The sequence below is a fragment of the Legionella parisiensis genome (assembly GCF_001467945.1).
Lineage (GTDB): Bacteria > Pseudomonadota > Gammaproteobacteria > Legionellales > Legionellaceae > Legionella > Legionella parisiensis.
Genome location: NZ_LNYQ01000013.1, coordinates 1852608 through 1870333 on the forward strand (window position 1 = coordinate 1852608; position 17726 = coordinate 1870333).

Here is a 17726-nt window from a genome sequence, read left to right on the forward strand (position 1 = left end):
GTCTTCATTTTTAATTAAATTTAATAGCCTCGATGCAGGACTGACATTAAGTTAATGGTCTTTGATCTTATCCCTGGTTTCACTGCACTACACCAAGTTACAAAATTACCGGCTCTCAGATAATGACTCTTCTTTTATCATTATTTTTTTCACCATTCCGATCTGTTGTACAACAGGCTCACTCCATGGCCCTGAAATTTTATAACTGTATGCCGAAATTTTTTGCATGCTCTGATTAATAATTTTATTCGCGACCCAAGCTGCAACCCCTGCTACAGGACCACCAGCGATAGTTGCAACAACTGGCAAACTCGCTGTTATGTGCGGAGATATTTTCAAGCTCAGATCATAAGTATGTTTCACTAAGTCAAGATCTCCTTTCATACTTGCATAAGCAACTGGACCATCAAGATAGCTATCCTGCGTAACCATGATTCCTTTATTCACAATAAAGTTTCCCTGAAAAATATCAAAACTATATCCTTGATGCGCCAAATCGCTAAAATCCAATTGTAACCGGCGAGGAATGGTCTGCAAGCTTAGGATACTTAATAATTTACCTAGGCCTAGCTTTTCTTCTGTCTCCTTGCTTAAATGCGTAATTCTTCCATTTTTAAGTTGTAAATACATAGTTCCTTTTAATGAAGCTAGGGAAAATTGATACAAACTCTTTTTCCATCCCCCATGAAACTCCATATATCCCTTTTTTGCATGAACAGCAGGAGTTACATTCCAACGCTCTAAAGTTTTAGCTAAATTTGTGATATTTAGTTTTACATCAAGATTTGTCTGATTTACATTTTCTTTTTGAACCCATTCTCCCTGAATATTAAATTGATAAACTGGAGATGTAATCTGGCAATAATCCACTTTCCATTTTTCAATGGTAGATTTACTCTTCAAGGTGACATCACCCACTTGCACTTTTCCTACAGACAAATTATCAACACGCAAATTAAGGTTGGGTATTTGATTTGGATGCATTTGCGTTGCTATTGCAAACTCTTTATCCGCGGTATCGATCTGAGCCAAATTTAAATGGCGGACATGACCACTTAATTCATGAGTAGGTGCATGATAAATTAAGTCAGCAGCAATATTTTTTTGTTGTAAATTAAAAGACCAATTCTTGCTCGGCAATATTTTTGCTTTGACTATAATTTTATTAAACTGCTGTTTCAAAAAACTGAATTTATCTATAGTGACATTAATAATTCGCAAATTACTTAATAGAGATGAATCTGCTTTTTCTGAAGAGAATTGATTATATATATCCTTCCACTCCTCAAGATCAAATCCCTTTAAGACACCTACTACCGAAAGTCCAGGTAATTTTTGATTTACAGCATTCGCACTACCTAAACGCAACTGCCCTGAATCAAAAGCATAACCCTCTTTAGAATTATTGAATAATAGATCGGCGCTTAAGCGATTATCATAACTACCTCGTAAGCGCATTGATTTTTTCGCATTGAGTTCAAGAATTAATTCCAGGGGTGCCTTTTCATTTGCTTTTTTACCTAAGGGCGCAGGTAAATTAACATCCATCCCCTCCAAAGTACTATTAAAACTGATGCTATCTGCTTCAGAAGGTTTATCACTTAATTTTAGTATGGCATTCACATCTAATGAGCCATCAACTAAAGCTAGTTGTGGCAATTTAAATTGGTTTTTTAATGAATCAACTGTACATTTTCCATTGAGTGCAATTGTTGTTGCAGGCACAGGTGTTTTAATTGACTGAATTTTGATGTTCATTGGATGCCCGAAGATAGCAGCAAACAGGTAACTATCTGTTATCCCTGTTTCATTGAACTTCAACCCGCCAGATAGATTTTGTACAAAAAAACGGGCTAATTCATGATTCACTTTAATAGTATTATTCTTAAAGGTTACATTTCCTGTAGCAAGTACATCATCATTTTCCGGATATAATGGAACCTGTACGCTTAAATCGAGTAAGGCAGATCCTTTAATGGACAGCATTTTTAAAAGTGTTAGTTTTTTTCTTAAAGGAGAAGCCATAATATAATTAATCATTTTTTGAACTGATGCATCAATTTTTCCAGTCACCAATAAATTTTCTTTATTTTTTCCAATGTCATCGATGCGCAAATGCATTTCTTTCGTAGGTACACCTTGGAAATTTGCATGGACTATATCAATACTAAGATCACGATTTTTTAAATGAATAAATCCATCAATTTCTTTTATAGCCCGCCATTTGGAGTTGATTGCTATCTCTCCACCACTTGCATAACTTTCTATAATAAATTCGCCGCTATTATTATCAAAAGGAAAATCTTTTGCCAAACCATTAATCCTTACTCTTCCACTCGCATTTGCAATCTGTTTTACGTCATTTTTTAACCAAAGATATAATTTAGGTTTCATGTATTTTTTAGGTAAAAACGGGACCCATTGTTGCCAATTCTTACCAGAAAACTCTGCAGCAAGACGAACATGCCCCATAGATTGGTGAGTCAACTCATCCACTGCACCTTGCATACTTAATGTTAACTCAGGCTGGCTTACTACAAATCGCTCCATACTAACTCGTAAACCATCATTTAACTCTTTCCAGTCAAAAGCACCATTAAGTAAATTTAATGTTTGCGCTGGATAACCTTTGACATTTATCGATGTATTTTCAGAATCAAGCTCCAATCGTCCTTGTTCAGGTTGCCAGTTTATTACACCTGAAAGATTATTTATTTGGGGAATATCATCTTTGGCATCCCATCCTAACTGTTCAAAACGCGTTAAAACATAATTTATAGAATAGTCATCAATGGAAAAATGAACCTCTCTTTTTTGAGATGTGTGAGTGGCATTTGGGTCTGTGCTTAGTATGGTCGAAGGCTCTGATTGCAAACGCTCCTTTGCAGTAACCATGCTAAAAACCGGGATTGGAGGAATAACCGAAACATTGGTATTTAATGAGATGAGTACCTGAGTATCTTTTAAAATTCCCTGTGGCTTCATAGCCAATATGTTTTGGATACTTTTAGGCCAGTTAATCGCATCAGAAAACAAAGATTCAATAATGATTGATTTTACGAATAATAGATAACTTTGTTGTTCTTTATTATATTTGAGCAATAATTTATTCTCAGGCCAAGCCACACCACCAATACGCAATCTAATTGGATCAGCCTGAAGCTGCCAACCTAAATTGTCAGGCTTCCAGGAGAGATTGGCAAAGAATGATTGAATAAGTTGGCTGTTCTGATTATTCAACAGTCGCCAGGCCAACCGCTTAAATGTTATCTGTGCTTGGACTGAAGAAACCGCACCATGATGTACATCAAGCCATAAATTAATATTGCCCTTACCCCCTTCAAAATGCTCAGTTGTCTTAGGAAAAAAATTTTGCCATTGAGCAGGTACAATATTATTAGCTGAAAAATAAAACTTCCCTTCAATGTCCTCAAAATGCTCTGGATCAAAATATCCATCGCCTAGCAGTTGAAAATTAGTGCTGCTTGTTTGTGCAAGTCGCGCCTCTCCTTTAAACTTGTAATGCCTGCCGCGATTTGCTACCGATACATTTAAACCATTAACGGGAATCAAGCCCCCGTCGCTAAAATGGAAATAAGCTGAAACGTGTCTAATGACTAAGTGTTCTTGCTGTGATAACCAAATCAACATCTGTTTGGTTTTCTCTGGGGTCATATCATTACTTAGTGGATCGGTGGCCATACCATCAATAGACCAATGGTTATCCATTTCTCTCAAATTGAGATGCATGTCATCAATAAAGAGTACGCCCGGTTGGATCTGCCAACTCCATAATGATTTAAATAAGTTAATTCCGACTAGCAGTTTATTGATACGAAAATTATGCTCTGAATCATCTCCCAAAGTAACCTGGTTTAATTTAAGTACCGGTTGAAACCAATACCATCCTGTTTCCATTGTTTGTATGGTCACAGGTTGCCCTATAAGGATTGATAGATGATGTTCTACTTCTCCTTTGTATTCTTTTGCCCAGGGAGTTAAAGAGCGAAATATGCTGGATAAAACAGCCATAAGGATAATTAGGACAGCTAAAAGCATCCAAACTCTTTTTAATACTGTACTCACGTGTTGTGTTCGATTACTCATTGATTTTTTTACTATACCATTGCTTTTGCGCATACTCATCATTTTCTTTTTGTTCGATGCGCTGTAATTTGAGTTGTTCGATCTTATTAACCCGGTCTACCAATTGACTAACCCCTTCTTCAGAAATTTTTGACTGTTTATACTTGAGTTCAGCCTTAGCCCTTATTTTCCCTAAATGCGCCAAATGTGCGTTTAATTGTATTAAAGCTGTATCCAAATGGCTAATAAAATCGATACGATTACGTAATCGAGCTACTATCGTTCCTTGTTCACCAATTTTCTCTACTTGCTTCAGATAATCCTGTCGATACGCGACTAACTGATCATGCTTTAACTTATTTTGCTTAAATTGCTCCTGTGCTTTTAAAAGCTCTTGATATGTAATACGAGTTTCTTCTCTTTTAATCTGTAAAAACTGTTTTAAACGCTCCAATCGCTGACTCATCCATTAACTCCAAAAGATGATGCTAACTGGGATAACATATCCACGCTTTCCTTATAAAGAACACGTTCATTGATACTTTGCTCCATATATTTCCGAATTTTATCTCGAACTTGAATCGCCTTATCGAGATTCGGATCACTCCCTGTAGCATAAGCACCAAGCAATATGAAATCTTTATTTTTCTCATATAGTGACAAATTCTTTTTGAATAATATCATATCATTCATTTGTTGCTCAGATACTATAGTTTGCATTACTCGACTAATAGAAGCTTCCAAATCAATAGCAGGATATTGTCCTTCTTCCGCAATAGACCGACTTAAGACAATATGCCCATCCAAAATAGCCCGTGCTGCATCTGCAATAGGATCTTGCAGATCATCGCCTTCAGTTAAGACTGTATAAAATGCAGTAATGGATCCGCTACCAGCTTCTCCGTTACCAGCGCGTTCGACAAGTTTTGGTAGTTTGGCAAATACAGAAGGAGGATAACCTTTGGTTGCTGGCGCCTCACCTATAGATAGAGCAATCTCTCTTTGCGCCTGAGCAAAACGAGTTAAAGAGTCTATCAGCAGGAGTACATGCTTGCCCTGATCACGAAAATACTCAGCAATACTCGTAGCTACTTTAGCACCGTGTAAACGCATTAGAGGACTTTCATCTGCGGGTGCTGCGACAACAATCGCACGCTTTAACCCCTCTTCACCTAAATTTAATTCGATAAATTCCTTGACCTCTCTGCCACGCTCACCAATCAGACCAACAACAACCACATCAGCTTTGGTAAAACGGGTCATCATTCCTAATAAAACAGATTTTCCTACCCCTGATCCTGCAAATAACCCAATTCGTTGGCCTCGTCCAACAGTAAGTAATCCATTAATTGCACGTATTCCTACATCTAAAGGTGTATCAATGACCGCTCTTTTTAAAGGATTGATTGCAGGGCTAATTAATGGGTATACCTCACTTAACTCAAGAGGAGGGCCTTCGTCTATAAGAACTCCAGAACCGTTTATAACTCGCCCTAATAATTGAGTCCCTACTTCAACCTGAGCAACACGCCCAGTTGGGGTAATAATCATTCCTGGAGCAAGTCCCTGAATCGCACCAATGGACATCAAATATACACAATCTTGGCTAAAACCAACTACTTCGGCGTCAATAGTACGTGATTTATCAATAGTAATAAAACAACGCGCTCCAACAGGTTGATTAAAACCTTTTGCCTCTAATGTGAGACCAACAGCCCGACTTATGCGACCACAATGTAATAATCCTGACTGTTTCTTTTCGCGAATTTCATGCAACACTTTGCTCAGATGAGACTCATAAATTTTCATCTGCTCATCCTAATTTTGCAAAGGTTCAATCAAATCGTGAGTAACATACTTTGTGAACAAAGTGGATAAACGGGTATATACTCGACCATCTAATTCGCTATATTCTCCTTTTAAATAAAAATCGCCTCTATTTAATAAAGGATCTGCTACCAAAATCTCTTGCAGACCAGGTATCTCTTTTTCACCAAATTCAGTTTTGACCCAGTTAACATCTTCTGGATGCATGGCAAGCACTTTATAGGTCTGTAGGGAAGGCAACTCGGATTTGAGAGCATTGATTAAATCATTTAACTTATGAGGATTAACGGATAGCTCCACACCAATACAATGCTGAGTTAACCAAATTATTGTTTGAATTATTTCTTGCGTAACCTGTTCATCCACAAGTTTTACGGGTTTTTGCAGCAGATCAAGCCAATATACAAACTTTTTCCTTTTTTCATTAATTTCAACCTGTGCTTGTTGCATACCTTCCGCATAGCCTTTTTCTCTAGCTTCTTGCTTTAAACGCTCACACTCAGCAAGAAAACGCTCCTCTTCATTGATTTCAACCTTCGCTTCATTATTTATAATCGACTCATATTCCCAGGTACTAAACTCGCTGTTATTCTCTTTTTTCTTTAGGTAAGGCTCAAATTCATTTGACATATAGTTATCATCCCTGAAAATCATATCTACTCATAATGTAACTTTAGTGCAGTGAGCCCCAAAAAACCTGGTTCCTTGTACACAGCCTCCAGGTTAAATCATCTCATCTCCAGCTTTGGAGCCTAGTGCAATTTTACCATCTTCTGCAAGACCTTTTGCTATAGCCAGAATATCACGTTGAGCACGCTCTACATCAACTACTTTTACGGGGCCTTGTAATTCAATATCTTCTCGTAATAAATCAGCACCACGTTTAGACATATTAGAGAATATTTTTTCCTTAGTAGGCTCAGTAGTTCCTTTCAAAGCCAGTTTTAATTGCTCAGGCGTCACATCACGCAATAATGTTTGCATGCTTCGATCATCCATATCCACCAAATTCTCAAAGACAAACATTTTGTCTCGGATTTTTTCGCTTAGTTCCTCATCCCAATCTTTAATCTTATTGAGTACTTCTTCCTCCATAGCACCATCAAAATAGTTAATTACATCAGCGACACTCTTAATGCCTCCCACAGAGGCAGATTTACTTACTTTCTGACCACTGAGTTGTTTCTCTATAACTTGTCCTAGTTCTGAAATAGCTTCCGGTTTTACTGTATCAATATTGCACATCCGCAATAATACTTCTGATCGTTTATCCACACTAAAATAACGCACCACTTCAGCAGCTTGTTCACTATCTAAATGAATTAATATTGTTGCAATAATTTGTGGATGCTCATTGCGTATTACATCAGCAATTAATCGACCATCCAACCATTTTAAACGGTTAAGCCCACTGTCTTTATCCGAAATCAGGATTCGATCAATAAAGGGAGTCGCTTTTTCTAATCCTAAAGCTTCAATAAGTACCGTTCGTAAATAATGCTCTGTATCAACCGTTAAACTGGTTTGGTCTCCAATAGCATTTGTAAATTCGACAAGCACATTTTCCATTTTCGCCTTGGTAACATTGCTGAGCGTCGTCATCGCGACCCCCACCTTTTGTACTTGTCTTGGCTCAAGATGTTTTAATACTTCAGCAGCATTTTTTTCACCCATGCTTAATAGCAAGATAGCAGCACGCTCAATCCCATCCATAATTACCCTCGATCAACCCAATTTTTAACTACCTGTGCTACGCGCTTGGGTTCTTTATCAACAACCTGGCGTAATAAATTCAACTGCGACTCATAATCATTTGCTTCTTTGATTGAAATTGTTCCATCATAGGTCAGATCTGCTATAGGTTGCTCATCAACTGCAATACCTCTGGCATTTCGATTACTGGCGAGGGTTTTTAACATTGGTCTTAGCACACCAAAAATTAAAGCCAAAACAAATAAAGCGGCTGCTGTTTGCTTCACTATGGACCAGAAAATTTCTTTTTGCCAAAAACGCTCCTCAGGAATAGCAGCTATAGGATCAGGCTTAACAAAATCTGTATTGATCACATTTAAACTATCACCACGTTGTGCATTTAATCCAATTGCATCTGCAACAAGTAGTTTTATTTGCTCTATTTCCTTTTGCGTTAGAGGAGTTTTCGACATTTTTTTAGTTTTCTCATCCCTTACCGCTTTGTTGTCTACCAAAACTGCAACAGTGATTCGTTTAATCGTTCCAGGTTGATTTTTGGTATGACTAACTGTTTTATCCAGCTCAAAATTCTTAGTACTTTGTGTGCGCATATCCGTCGATTGGCTGTTATCTGATGCTGTTGGTGGTTGTGGTTGGGCATTTGGCGGTACATTTTTAGGAGGTGCATTTTTGGGAGTAAGAGCAGGTTTAGCTTGTGGTGTATTAGACAAAGTCCCAGGAACTCCAACTGCATCATTTGAAACATTACGCTTCTCTTCCATGGTTTGTTCACTTCGCAGAGAAGGCAGTTCAGGATTAAACATTTCTTGCGTTTGCTCATAGCTGGTAAAATCTATATCAGCAGAAACCTTTGCTCTAACCCGTCCATAACCGAGTATTGGTGTTAAAATATCTTGAATTTTTTGAGCATATTGGTGTTCCAAATTTTGCCTGTAATCTAAAAATCGCTCTGTCTCTGTAAAAAGAGTTTGTCCTCCGCCTTCATTAAGCAATTGCCCATCCTGATCGACAACCGTAACCCGACTTGCAGAGAGATTTGGAATACTGGATGCAACCAAATTTACAATTGCGGCAATTGTATGCTTTTTAAGCTCCAAACCTGAATAAACATCTAGGAAAACAGAAGCACTAGGCTCGTGAGCATCACGAACAAAAGCCGATTCACGGGGAATTGCTAAGTGAACTCGAGCTGATTTAATATCATGGAACTTACTTATAGTTCGAGCAAGCTCAGCTTCTAGCGCCTGCTTGTACCGCGCGTTTTCCATAAATTGACTACTGTTAAACGCATTAGAGCTGGAAAAAAGCTCTCCTGAAGCGACAGGATCCCGAGGCAATCCTTCCATTGCCAGTTTAAGGCGTATGTTTTGCAGATTATCGGCTGCAACCATAATCATGCTGTTGTTATTATCAATCTTAAAATCAAAGCCATTACGCTCAAGGGCAGAGACTACTTCAGCAGCATCACGCGCATTCATTTGCGTGTATAAAGGAACATAATTCGGATCACGAGACCATAAAACAACTGCTAAACCGATGGCAATACTTGCGGCTACCCCCACAAGTAAACCAATTTGACGCGCAATAGAAAGATTTGCAAACTTTGCTGCCACTGTTGATGCACTATCAGCCAATGCCATATCAAACTCCTAATTATACTGGCATATTCATAATGTCTTGATATGCTTGTACCACTTTGTTGCGAACCCGAACAGTAGCTTCAAGCCCCAAATTGGATTTTTGGGCCGCTATCATTACCTCCCCTAAACTCACGTTAGGATCACCCATTTCAAAACGTGTTTTTAAAGAGTCTGAAGATTGATTTAACTCATTGACTTGATTTAATGCTTGCTGAAATACCGTGCCAAAAGGAGATTGATTGGTTTCTGTTTCAATCACTGCACCTTCAGCCTTAGCAGACATTATCTTTATCTGATGTAGCAGATTAGCTGTATTAATATCACTCATATCCTTATTTACCTCATAATTATTTGGCGTTTTATTCCCTTATCTGGTGACCTGGTGTCACACAGCAGCCTTCAGGTTAGCATAGTTTGTCATTACGCTAAGGTAATACAATTTTACACTGTGTAACCTTCCTCGCGCATTTTCGCTAATTTATAGCGTAATGTTCGTTCACTTACCCCCAATAAAGCTGCGACTTTCTGTCTATTTCCTTCATTCTCTAATAAAGTTTTTTCAATTAATTCAAATTCATGAATTTGCAAGTTTTTACTATTAGCTGACGGAGTGGTTTCAGGAACCAAGGTAGCGTTCAATGACAATTGTAAATGCTCTGCTTCTATAATGCCTTGAGTTTGTAAAACTAACGCTCGTTGAATTACATTATCTAGTTCGCGAGCATTCCCCGGCCATGGGTAAGCCAACATCAGCTTCTGGGCTGCTGGACAAATAACCGGAACCACTGGTTGCTTATGCTGGCAATGTTTACGAATTAGATAGTTAGCCAAGGGAATTATGTCATTCTTTCTTTCACGTAAAGGGTGCCACTGCAATGGGAATACATTCAAACGATAAAACAAGTCTTCTCTAAACCGACCAGCCTTAACCTCATCCTTAAGCTGCCTGTTGGTCGTTGCCAGAATGCGTACATCTAAACTAATTGTTTTATTGGCTCCAATTCGCTCCACCTCTTTCTCTTGCAAAACTCGAAGCAATTTAGCTTGCAAGCTTAAAGGCATTTCACTTACCTCATCAAGAAGCAAAGTTCCCCCTTGTGCCTGCTCAAACTTTCCAGCAGTAGATTTATAAGCTCCAGTAAACGAACCTTTTTCATAACCAAATAAAGTAGCCTCGAGCATTTGCTCAGGAATAGCAGCACAATTAATCGCAATGAAAGGCTGCTTTTTCCGGGGTGAATGATCATGAATAAAATGAGCTAAAACCTCTTTCCCCGTGCCACTCTCCCCGCTAATCATCACACCAACATCCGATTGAGCCACTTTTAATGCCATTGTCAGTAATGCTTGACTTTTAGGATCTTGGGCAATGGGCTCCCCAGTATGCTCGTCAAACTCCACTTTAATATATTGATTTATTTTTTCAGTTAACACTTGGGCACTAAATGGCTTTTGTAAATAATCCACAGCACCGTTATGAAGGGCATTCACTGCATCTTGTACTGATCCATAAGCAGTCATCAAAATTACAGGTAAACCAAGCCTTCTTTTCTGGATCTCGGCTAAGAGCTGATTTCCATCAAGTTCATCCATGCGAATATCCGTTAATACTACTGATGGATTATGAATTTCGAGAAGCGCCAAAGCTTCCTTGCCATCTTTAGCAGTAATATATGTATGGCCAGCAATAGTCATTGTTTCAGCCAGCGCTTCCCTTAATACTGGATCATCTTCAACGATTAAAACATGACTCATAAAAAGTCCTTTTTTTCTAAGTGTTATAAAAAGGATATCATCCGGGGCTCGGTAAAACACCTCCTGAGTTTTTTTAAAACTCAAACAGGAGACACTTCAACATGCTCAGGATGACGACTTAAATATTCGGCAAAAACAAATTAACTTGAGTTCCAACTCCTTCTGTAGATTCCAGACTCAATCGCCCGCCGTGTGCCTTTACTACAGCATAAACAACCGCCAAACCCAAACCATTTCCTTGTGCCTTTGTAGTATAAAAAGGGGAAAAAGCCTGGTTCTTTACTTCTTCAGTCATTCCTTTACCATTGTCCTCTACTGATATTTGTATACCTGAATCATCCATAGATGCAAGTGTTAAATTAATTTCTGTTGCATCAGACTGCAGTGAATTGATCACTAAGTTTAAAACGGCACCAATTAATGACTCTGCATGAATTAATGACTCACTGGAAATCAGCCTATTGTTCATATTAAATGTTACATCACGAGCTAAAACATAAGGCTGCGCACGTTGTACCAGCAAGGAACACCAATAATTCATATCCATACGTGTCGGCTCTATTGTAGTACCTCGTGCAAACAACAATAAGTCCTGAATTTGCTGCTCAATACTGGTGTGACACTCTTGTAATCGATGAATCCAGTTTTGAGTACGCACATCCAAATCAGGAAGATTATTAAAATGTTCTGTATACAACATAGCTGAGGCCAACGGAGTTCTAATTTGATGTGCGAGTTGTGCAGTCATTGTACCAATTGAGACTAATCGTTTTTCATTTTCTTTAGCTTTTTCATAATCACGCGTCGCAGTTATATCAGTTAAACTGACTAATATGCCCGGCAAACTGTCCAGTGTGGCAATCGCTACATGGACACGACGGCCATCTGCCAGAGAAACCTCATGCCCGTCATCCGCGCGAGGAACAAAAGCACGTAAAATCACATCCAACCATAATGAATCGAGTAATCCATATCCTAACATAGCTTCAGCTGGTGGATTTAACCATACAATTCGTCCTTGAGAATTGATAATTACTAAAGCGGTTGGCAAGCTGGATAAAATATCCCACTCAGAAAGAGGTATTTGCGGTCTTACAGCACATGTTTGGTAATTAGAATAATGCATACTGGATGAAATTATTTTAATTAATAAGATGACTGTAACAAATTTAGAATAAAATGAAAATACATTGAAAATCATACAATTAATGTAAACTCGATTTTTTCTTTGCATTTGATATTATAAATAAATTTATGCATAATGTATTTCTGCTTGATATTATTACTATCTAAAATGCAACTAACCTATTTACAACCAATGATGATGATGCGCTGCCTGGACACTGTTGTCGAGGTTGGGCGGAGTTATTTGTAAACAGCGCTAACAAACTAACCCTCTCCAATACCAGTGTTCAGGTTTCGCGATACTGGTTTTTCAAGTTTCAAACCAATACAAAGCGCTCAAATTAAAATTTTGCGCAAAAATGTTAGATTTTGGACTGCTGCATGAGTTAATTTTGACAAAAATAAAGCTCATGACTTCGATCTAAAAATTTTTCTTGCATGATTTCGCAACAAGTTAACTGATAATTAATGTAATTGGTTGACATTTTGACAGTGAATCAGGTGATTATTATGACGAAATACAAATATGAATTTTCTAATAAACTTAAAAAGAGTAACTCAACTTTCGAACTCAATGGAGTTATATACACTCCACTTCGAGGTAATCCAGGTGGATATACTTCAATCAATAGATTTTTTGGAATAGAAAACAAACCCACTTTCATTGTTAAAAAACCTCGTTATAAAAGCAGAGACAGTGAGGAGATTATTAATTTTTATGCAACTGCCTATGAAAAAGAAAAAATAATATGGAATACAGTATATCCAGAAAAAAAAGCAGAATTGTTTAGGGATGAAGATGGGAGGATTCGATTGGTTTTACCATTTTTAAAGGCTTCTCCAGTAAGTTATAGTTTGAGTAATTATCATGAAGATCCCCTGATTTATTGCCGACAAATACTTGCTATTGTTGATGAGCTAAGCAGATTTCATAACTTGGGGCTACGTCATGGTGACTTGAAGCTGGACAATATTCTGATAGAAAAAAAGGAAGATGGTACCTTCAGGGCGTATTTAGTTGACTTTGGCAACGTATACAAAATATCTAATTCCGATCATGAAGATCCGGATTGGATTCCCCGAGATTGTAATGCATTAGTTCTTGATTCTTTAACGAGTTGTATTACTGGTTTACGCACACGCCACTCATTGTTTTACAGTTATACATCTCTTGACTTGATCAAAAAAGAGTTATTAGAAGAAATAGAAAATCTATGTGAAGAGAATAAATCGTGGTGCTCTAGGGCATCACTATAGGATATAGCCTGAGTGATGCGTCTCTGAACTCAGGCTAAGATTCTCGTTTTTTTTCATCCAATGATTTTAAAAACTCTAACTTCTCAGTAATCCTGATTTCTAAACCACGATTTACCGGTTTATACCAACCGGGCTCCTGCATCCCTTCAGGTAAATAATGTTCTCCAGCAGCATAAGCATGGGGTTCATCATGAGCGTATCGATACTCTTTTCCATATCCTAGCTTTTTCATTAAACGGGTAGGAGCATTACGTAAATGAATAGGTACTTCTCGAGATTTATCCCGTTTTACAAAATCCATAGCCTGGTTGAATGCAACATAAGCTGCGTTACTTTTTGCAGCAATTGATAAATAAATGATAGCTTCTCCCAGCGCAAGCTCTCCCTCAGGAGAGCCCAACCTTTCGTAAGTAGCTGCGGCATCATTGGCAATTTGAATAGCACGCGGATCAGCTAAACCAATGTCTTCCCATGCCATTCTCACAATACGCCGTGCCAAATAACTAGGATCCACTCCCCCATCCAACATACGGCATAACCAATAAAGCGCTGCATCAGGATGAGAGCCGCGCACTGATTTATGCAGCGCAGAAATTTGATCGTAAAAATTTTCGCCACCTTTATCAAAACGTCTCACCTGCCCTGTCAGTGAATTCATAACAAATTCTTTAGTGACATGAACATTATTCATCGTGGTACATGCTGCAAGCAATTGTTCAAGGGTATTTAATAATCGTCGGGCATCACCATCAGCAAATCCAATAAGCATTTCTATCGCGTTATCATCAAACTGAATATGAGATAAAACAGCCTTATATGTTTTTTCGAACAAACGTTTTAACTCTTCATCAGTCAAAGACTTTAAAACATAAACCTGGGCGCGTGACAGTAAAGCTGAATTTACTTCAAAAGAAGGATTTTCAGTAGTAGCCCCTATGAAGGTCACTAAACCCGATTCAGTATAGGGCAATAATGCATCTTGTTGCGCTTTGTTAAAACGATGAATTTCATCAATAAACAATAAAGTATGTTTACCAAAAGTCAGATTTTCTTGAGCTTTTTCCACTGCGGCACGGATATCCTTAACACCAGAGAACACCGCGGAAAGCGCTATCCATTCGCAGTCAAAAGCTTCGGCGGCAATGCGGGCAATCGTTGTTTTACCAACTCCTGGCGGCCCCCACAAAATCATTGAATGAAGTTTTTTCCCGGCAAAACTAAGCTGTAACGATTTTCCTTCTCCCAATAAATGACTTTGCCCAATTACTTCATCCAGACTTTTGGGCCTTAATAGTTCTGCTAATGGTGGTGTAGGCATCGTCTTAAATAAGCTCATTGCCGGACCACATCAACCCCTTTTGGCGTCTTGAATTGAAATAAACTAGCAGCCAATTTAGGGTTTAATTTGATTCGCAATAATTGGACCGTTGTCACTTGACCCAATTGATCATAAAGCTCCAAGCCTGTTAAGGTACTTTGGCGAAACATCAATTTTATCCGCTGGAAATTTGCTTTAGGTGATTTTGATTTCAAATCAAAAACAAGCTCATTACCCACATTACTCTGAGTCACCTTAAAATCTCGGGTTACAGTATCGTCATAACCACTCAAGAATAAAGCCGCAGTTCCTCCTAAACCTTTTTGTTGCGCTTTAACAGTTACTTGCTCCAAGTCCTTGTCATAGACCCAAATTTTCTGGCCATCAGCCACCATTAACTGGTCCATAGGCTGTGTCGTCTGCCAACGAAATCGACCTGGTCTTTGTAATGCCATAGTTCCTGATGAACGAGATACTACTCGATGTTTGGCTTTTACTGTTTGCTTAAAGACAGCTGTCATTGCGCGAATGCCATTTAATTTGGCCTGCAACAATGTGTCAGGTGTTTCACAATATCCTGCGATAGAAACACTTAAGAGTAGTGCGATTAATATTTTTTTCATTGCTAATCCTCCGTCACGGATGACACCAAGACATCACGATAACCACCATCCAATGGACCGACAATTCCTGTTCGCTCCATTTCCTCAACCATTCTTGCTGCGCGGTTATAACCTATTTTTAAACGTCGTTGAACTGCAGAAATGCTAGCTTTACGTGTTTGAATAACGAACTCTACAGCTTGATCATAAAGAGGGTCATCATCTTCAGCAGCGGATTGACCGTCCTCATCTGCTCCGCCTTCATTACCATCAGCCGTTAATTTTAAAATATCATCAATATAATCAGGTTGTCCTCGCGCGCGCCAGTCATCAGCAATACGATGAACCTCTTTGTCATCCACAAACGCGCCATGCACACGTAAAGGAGCCCCGCTTCCTGGTGCCAAATAGAGCATGTCTCCATGTCCTAACAATTGTTCAGCACCTTGTTGATCTAATATAGTCCGAGAATCAATTTTTGACGAAACTTGAAACGACATCCTTGTAGGAATATTTGATTTAATCAACCCAGTCAAAACATCCACCGAAGGTCTTTGAGTAGCAAGAATCATATGAATTCCAGCGGCGCGAGCTTTTTGAGCAATGCGTGCAATTAACTGCTCCACCTTCTTACCCACAACCATCATCATGTCAGCAAGCTCATCAATCACGACGACAATATAGGGTAATAGCTCTAACTCTGGGGCTGTTTCATCCATTGAATCAACAGGCTTCCATAAAGGATTAACCAAGGGTTGGCCGTCAGCAATCGCTTCGGCGATTTTACTATTGTAACCTGCCAGGTTTCTTACACCCAAAGCAGCCATCAGTTTATAGCGACGTTCCATCTCTTCGACGCACCAACGCAAAGCACTGGCAGCCTCTTTCATATCAGTAACAACAGGAGTCAACAAATGCGGAATACCATCATAAACGGATAACTCCAACATTTTAGGATCAACCATAATGAGACGAACTTGATCGGGGGTTGCCTTGAACAAGATACTTAAAATCATGGCATTAATACCGACTGATTTACCAGAACCTGTTGTACCAGCAACCAATAAGTGCGGCATTTTTGCCAAATCAACCACTACAGGGTGCCCTGCAATATCAACCCCTAAGGCTAAGGTAATCGGTGAATGGGCTTGCTGATATACATCCGCTAATAAAACATCCGATAATCGAACAGTTTCTCGCGAATGATTGGGTAGCTCCAATCCAACCACAGTTTTACCTGGGATTACTTCAACAACACGAACCGAAATTACAGACAAAGAACGAGCTAAATCTTTAGCCAATGCAGTCAGCTTACTTACTTTGATACCTGCAGCCAATTGTAATTCAAAGCGAGTTACTACAGGCCCAGGATGGACAGCTACCACACCAGCCTGAATACCAAAATCCAGTAAATGTTGTTCTACTTCCCGTGATAAATTCTCCAGTTCCTGATGCGTGTACCCTCCCATTGGTTTTCCAGGCTGTCCTTTATCTAACAAGCTTAGAGAGGGTAATTCACCGGAAGTACTGACTTTGGGGATACGGATTTCTTTTATTTCCTTAACCGGTTTCACAATGTCAGGTTTTACTTCGTTAGTAATTAAAATAGGAGGAGTCACTACAACCTCACTTTCTTTCTCTATCTTTGGTTTAAATAATTTCGGAGCCGGTTTATCGCGAGGTGTTTTGGTTATTTCTTTTGACGACTTTGAGAGCTCGGTTTGAGTCTTAAAAAGATGTACTACTTTTTGTATTGCCTTAGAAATATAATTTGCAGCAAATAATGTATAAAAGCCGATGAGTTCAATTGCTCTTATCCAGGATAACCCGGTTAACCACGTAGTTCCCACCAAAAGCATAGCAAACAGCACCAAGCTTGCTCCATATAAATTCAGCATTTGATACCAACCACCACCAACAGCCTGTCCTATAAATCCTCCGGCACCATGAATAGAATCCAATTGATTCATCTCCGACTCAAGGCTTAATAAGCCGCAGCCCCCAGCAAACATAAGCATCAATCCAATAGAACGAAGAACTAAAACACGTTTATCAAGAATTTTTAATGCACGAAGATCATGCAATAAGGCCCAGGAAATATAAACAAAAGCGATAGGTACCAAGTAGGCAAAATATCCAAATACGAAGTAAAGAGCGTCTGCAATATATGCACCCACTCGCCCCCCTGAGTTTGCAACAACCGCTCCAGCTCGTGAAGCATGTGAAAATCCAGGATCGCTGATGTTATAAGTCAGTAAAGACAAGAGCACAAAAAGAGCACTCGTTAAAATTAATATAAAACTACCCTCGCTAAGTCGTTTTACAACATAGCTAGGCATGTGTTTTTTAGATGCACCAGATTTTTTTCCTGAATGTTGTTTTTCCATAGGTATTTTCATATCG

At 38.8% G+C, this 17726-nt stretch carries 13 protein-coding genes; 1 reads left to right on the forward strand and 12 read right to left on the reverse strand.

Annotation, left to right across the window (positions count from 1 at the left end; genetic code table 11):
• Positions 1–105: 105 nt before the first annotated feature.
• From Lpar_RS14315 to Lpar_RS14355, 9 genes are all read right to left on the reverse strand, one after another.
• Positions 106–4140: a YhdP family protein gene (locus Lpar_RS14315; RefSeq protein ID WP_420324264.1), complete on the reverse strand. Its 4035-nt coding sequence runs from the start codon at positions 4138–4140 to the stop codon at positions 106–108.
• A complete protein-coding gene (locus Lpar_RS14320) occupies positions 4100–4552 on the reverse strand; it encodes a flagellar export protein FliJ (RefSeq protein ID WP_058518563.1) in 453 nt (150 codons plus the stop codon). Before Lpar_RS14320 ends, Lpar_RS14315 begins: the two co-directional genes overlap by 41 nt.
• Entirely contained in the window at positions 4549–5895 is a 1347-nt protein-coding gene (gene fliI / locus Lpar_RS14325; RefSeq protein ID WP_058518564.1) for a flagellar protein export ATPase FliI, read from the reverse strand. Before fliI ends, Lpar_RS14320 begins: the two co-directional genes overlap by 4 nt.
• 9 nt (positions 5896–5904) lie before the next feature.
• The gene (locus tag Lpar_RS14330; RefSeq protein WP_058519288.1) at positions 5905–6543 is read right to left on the reverse strand and encodes a flagellar assembly protein FliH; all 639 of its coding nucleotides are present in this window, start codon (positions 6541–6543) and stop codon (positions 5905–5907) included.
• 93 nt (positions 6544–6636) lie between these two features.
• Positions 6637–7626, reverse strand: coding sequence for a flagellar motor switch protein FliG (fliG, locus tag Lpar_RS14335; protein ID WP_058518565.1), 990 nt, complete (start codon positions 7624–7626; stop codon positions 6637–6639).
• Between the two features lie 2 nt (positions 7627–7628).
• Complete coding sequence (gene fliF, locus Lpar_RS14340; RefSeq protein ID WP_058518566.1) at positions 7629–9266, reverse strand: flagellar basal-body MS-ring/collar protein FliF; 1638 nt, start codon at positions 9264–9266, stop codon at positions 7629–7631.
• A 13-nt stretch (positions 9267–9279) separates the two neighbouring features.
• Positions 9280–9594, reverse strand: a complete 315-nt coding sequence (gene fliE / locus Lpar_RS14345) for a flagellar hook-basal body complex protein FliE (RefSeq protein WP_058518567.1) — start codon at positions 9592–9594, stop codon at positions 9280–9282.
• Between the two features lie 113 nt (positions 9595–9707).
• Positions 9708–11021 (reverse strand): sigma-54-dependent transcriptional regulator, encoded by a 1314-nt coding sequence (locus Lpar_RS14350; protein ID WP_058518568.1) that lies wholly within the window; start codon positions 11019–11021, stop codon positions 9708–9710.
• Between the two features lie 118 nt (positions 11022–11139).
• Complete coding sequence (locus Lpar_RS14355) at positions 11140–12147, reverse strand: sensor histidine kinase (protein ID WP_058519289.1); 1008 nt, start codon at positions 12145–12147, stop codon at positions 11140–11142.
• A 509-nt stretch (positions 12148–12656) separates the two neighbouring features.
• Between Lpar_RS14355 and Lpar_RS14360 the strand changes: the two genes are divergently transcribed.
• Positions 12657–13403 carry a lipopolysaccharide kinase InaA family protein gene (locus tag Lpar_RS14360; protein WP_058518569.1) on the forward strand — a complete coding sequence of 249 codons (747 nt, stop codon included), beginning with the start codon at positions 12657–12659 and terminating at the stop codon, positions 13401–13403.
• A 34-nt stretch (positions 13404–13437) separates the two neighbouring features.
• Here the strand turns inward: Lpar_RS14360 and Lpar_RS14365 are convergent, their stop codons facing one another.
• Genes Lpar_RS14365 through Lpar_RS14375 form a run of 3 tightly spaced genes read right to left on the reverse strand, consistent with a single transcriptional unit; the run spans position 13438 to position 17710 of the window.
• Complete coding sequence (locus tag Lpar_RS14365) at positions 13438–14739, reverse strand: replication-associated recombination protein A (protein ID WP_058518570.1); 1302 nt, start codon at positions 14737–14739, stop codon at positions 13438–13440.
• Entirely contained in the window at positions 14736–15344 is a 609-nt protein-coding gene (gene lolA / locus Lpar_RS14370) for an outer membrane lipoprotein periplasmic chaperone LolA (protein ID WP_058518571.1), read from the reverse strand. Before lolA ends, Lpar_RS14365 begins: the two co-directional genes overlap by 4 nt.
• Before the next feature lie 2 nt (positions 15345–15346).
• On the reverse strand, positions 15347–17710 hold the full coding sequence (locus Lpar_RS14375; RefSeq protein WP_058518572.1) for a DNA translocase FtsK: 2364 nt from the start codon (positions 17708–17710) through the stop codon (positions 15347–15349).
• Between the last annotated feature and the right edge of the window lie 16 nt (positions 17711–17726).

Coding starts and splice junctions, on each gene's coding strand:
- fliI (WP_058518564.1), bottom strand. CDS start 5,895: ATGAAAATTTATGAGTCTCATCTGAGCAAAGTGTTGCATGAAATTCGC.
- Lpar_RS14320 (WP_058518563.1), bottom strand. CDS start 4,552: ATGAGTCAGCGATTGGAGCGTTTAAAACAGTTTTTACAGATTAAAAGA.
- Lpar_RS14360 (WP_058518569.1), top strand. CDS start 12,657: ATGACGAAATACAAATATGAATTTTCTAATAAACTTAAAAAGAGTAAC.
- lolA (WP_058518571.1), bottom strand. CDS start 15,344: ATGAAAAAAATATTAATCGCACTACTCTTAAGTGTTTCTATCGCAGGA.
- Lpar_RS14315 (WP_420324264.1), bottom strand. CDS start 4,140: ATGCGCAAAAGCAATGGTATAGTAAAAAAATCAATGAGTAATCGAACA.
- Lpar_RS14350 (WP_058518568.1), bottom strand. CDS start 11,021: ATGAGTCATGTTTTAATCGTTGAAGATGATCCAGTATTAAGGGAAGCG.
- fliE (WP_058518567.1), bottom strand. CDS start 9,594: ATGAGTGATATTAATACAGCTAATCTGCTACATCAGATAAAGATAATG.
- Lpar_RS14365 (WP_058518570.1), bottom strand. CDS start 14,739: ATGAGCTTATTTAAGACGATGCCTACACCACCATTAGCAGAACTATTA.
- fliG (WP_058518565.1), bottom strand. CDS start 7,626: ATGGATGGGATTGAGCGTGCTGCTATCTTGCTATTAAGCATGGGTGAA.
- Lpar_RS14375 (WP_058518572.1), bottom strand. CDS start 17,710: ATGGAAAAACAACATTCAGGAAAAAAATCTGGTGCATCTAAAAAACAC.
- Lpar_RS14330 (WP_058519288.1), bottom strand. CDS start 6,543: ATGTCAAATGAATTTGAGCCTTACCTAAAGAAAAAAGAGAATAACAGC.
- Lpar_RS14355 (WP_058519289.1), bottom strand. CDS start 12,147: ATGCATTATTCTAATTACCAAACATGTGCTGTAAGACCGCAAATACCT.
- fliF (WP_058518566.1), bottom strand. CDS start 9,266: ATGGCATTGGCTGATAGTGCATCAACAGTGGCAGCAAAGTTTGCAAAT.